The 2,644-nt window shown below is 70.0% G+C and carries 3 protein-coding genes; all 3 read right to left on the minus strand.

What is annotated here, in order from left to right; translation table 11 throughout:
• On the minus strand, positions 1-507 hold a 507-nt coding region (locus ACEN88_RS28870; protein ID WP_413345227.1), incomplete at its 3' end, for a PAS domain-containing protein.
• Positions 504-1,895: a sigma-54-dependent transcriptional regulator gene (locus ACEN88_RS28875; RefSeq protein WP_413345229.1), complete on the minus strand. Its 1,392-nt coding sequence runs from the start codon at positions 1,893-1,895 to the stop codon at positions 504-506. The genes ACEN88_RS28875 and ACEN88_RS28870, both read right to left, overlap by 4 nt.
• Positions 1,896-1,904: 9 nt before the next feature.
• On the minus strand, positions 1,905-2,644 hold a 740-nt coding region (locus ACEN88_RS28880; RefSeq protein WP_413345231.1), incomplete at its 5' end, for an ABC transporter permease.

The raw sequence follows: 2,644 nt of genomic DNA on the forward strand, positions 1-2,644 counted from the left end.
GAGGCGTTGCGCGAATCCGGCGGCGCCGTCGGCCCAGGCGGACAAGCGCTTGCCCTCGGGCCGGTCCAGGCCGAGCAGTTCGCCCGCGCTCGCGTTCACGAGGCTGATCGCGCCGTCGAAGTCGAACACGAGGACCGCGACCGGCGTCGCTTCCAGCAGGCGGTCGAGGAAGCCCTGCTGCTCGCCGATCGCAAGCCGTTCGCGGTGCAGCGCGGCGAGCATCGTGTTGAACGTGTCCACGAGGTCGTCCAGCTCGCGCGACACGGGGGCGGCCAGGCGGTTGGCGTAGTGCTGGTCCTGCAGCAACTCATGGAAGCGGCGCGTGTAGCCGAGCGGTTCCAGCGCCTGGCGCACGAGCCGCCAGCCCAGTGCCAGGCTCGCGAGCAGCAGGCCTTCCGCGCCGACGAACAGCAACGGCCGCGCCGGCAGCAGCAGGGTGGCGCAGCCGAACAGCGGCACGTGCAGCGCCACGATGTAGACGCCGAGACGGGGCCGCAGCCGCATCATGCGGCGCCGTCCGCGCCGGCGAGGCCGTGGCGCTCCAGCCTGCGGTACAGCGCCGTGCGCGACAGGCCCAGGGCCTTCGCCACGCGCGAGATGTTGCCCGCGTGCTGGCGCAGCGCCTGTTCGATCATCAGGCGTTCGACCTGGTCCAGCGTCATGCCGTCGACGCCGAGCCGGCCGCCGGACACGCCTTCGTCGACGGCGCTCGTCGCCAGGAAGTCCGCCTGCGTGAGCACGTCCTTGCCGGCCAGGAGGAGGGTGCGTTCCAGCGTCTGCTTCAGCTGGCGGATGTTGCCGGGCCACGGCTGCGCCGCGAGCCAGTCCAGCGCCTGCGGGGCGAGGGCGACGGCTTGCAGGCCGTAGCTGTCGGCGACATGCTCCACGATATGGCGCGCCAGCAGCGGGATGTCGCTGCGCCGTTCGCGCAGCGGCGGCAGGCGGATCGTGATCAGGTTCAGGCGATAGAACAAATCTTCGCGGAAGTCGCCGGCGGCGACGAGCTCCGCCAGTTCGCGGTTGGTGGCCGAGATCACGCGCACGTCGGCCTGCTCCGCGCGGCTCGCGCCGACGGGCTGGTAGCGCTGGTCCTGCAGCACGCGCAGCAGCTTGACCTGGTCGCCGCGGTTCAGTTCTCCGATCTCGTCGAGGAACAGCGTGCCGCCGTCGGCGCTGGCGATATGGCCCTTGCGATTGTCGCGCGCATCCGTGAACGCGCCGCGCACGTGGCCGAACATCTCGCTTTCGAACAGCGACGTCGTGATCGCGCCCATGTTGATCTTGACGATGGGCGCATCCCGGCGCGGGCTGTTGCGGTGGATGGCGTCGGCGATGAGTTCCTTGCCGGTGCCGCTCTCGCCGAGGATCAGCACGGGCGCGCGCGTGGCCGCGACCTGCGCGATCGTCTCCAGCACTTTCAGCAGCTTCGGGTGCGCGCCGACGATGCCCGTGAAATCGTACTTCGCATCGAGCGCGGCGCGCGTGCGGCTGCTTGCTGCCGGCGGCGTGCCGAGATCCAGCGTCGCTTCGATCAGGTCGACCAGTTGGGCGTTGTCCCAGGGCTTGGTGAAAAAGTTCGCGGCGCCCGCCTTCACGCCGCGCACGGCCAGCGCGATCGAGCCCCACGCCGTCATCAGGAGCACCGGCAGGGACGGATGCGCCGCCTTGATGCGCGCGAGCAGGTCGAGGCCTTCCTCGCCGCTCGTCTGCAGCGAGAAATTCATGTCCTGCAAAACGAGATCGAATGGCGTTGCGTCGAGTTGCGCCAGCGCCTCGCGCGGCCCGTCCGCGCATGCCGCGTCGAAGCCGGCCTGCTTGAGGAGCAGGGCCAGCGAGACCTGGACGGCGTGGTCGTCGTCGACGACCAGTACGCGCCGCCTGCGTTGTGGTTCCATGTCAGCCTTTTATTCGTAGTGCAGTGCCGCGGCCGGATCGAGGCGGCTCGCGCGCCAGCCGGGGTAGAGCGAGCACGCCAAGGATAGCAGATAGATAACGGCCATCGACAGCCCCACGGCGCCCGCGAACACGGACCAGTTCAAGGTGTCGCCCAGCGCGCCGGTGAGCGGCAGCTGCACGAGCAGCACGAGGCCCACGCCCATCGCCAGGGACCCGAGCAGCAGCTGTTCGAGGACGATCTGGCGGTAGATGTCGGCGGCGCGCGCGCCGATCGCGCGGCGCAGGCCGATCTCGGGAATCCGGCGCGTCGTGTTCTGCCACAGCACGCCGAACAGGCCGAAGGCGACCATGACGAGCATGAACGACGCGATCACGCCCGCCACGGCCAGCGGAATGAGCTGCTCCTTCAGCAGCGAGGCGCGCAGCGATTGCAGCGGCGCGATCTGGTAGCCCCAGTCGTTGTGGACCGCCTTGAGCCGCTGGTTCAGCTTCGCCTCGAAGCCGCGCGGCGTGCCGGGCGCGACGCGCAGCAGGATCGTGCGCACGCGCGATTCCGTCGTGTGCGGGGTGAACCGCATGAGGACGAAGTTCGTCGGCACCATCAGCGGGCCCTGGTTGCGGAACGTGTCCACGATGCCGATGATGCGGAAGGTGCGCGTGACGCCGTAGTCGGTGCTCGTGTAGCGCTGGCCCAGCGCCGGCCGGCCCGGGAACATCTCGGCCGCCACGCGCCGGTTCACGACCGCGG

Source organism: Massilia sp. CT11-108 (genome assembly GCF_047302915.1).
Taxonomy (GTDB): domain Bacteria; phylum Pseudomonadota; class Gammaproteobacteria; order Burkholderiales; family Burkholderiaceae_D; genus Telluria; species Telluria orientalis.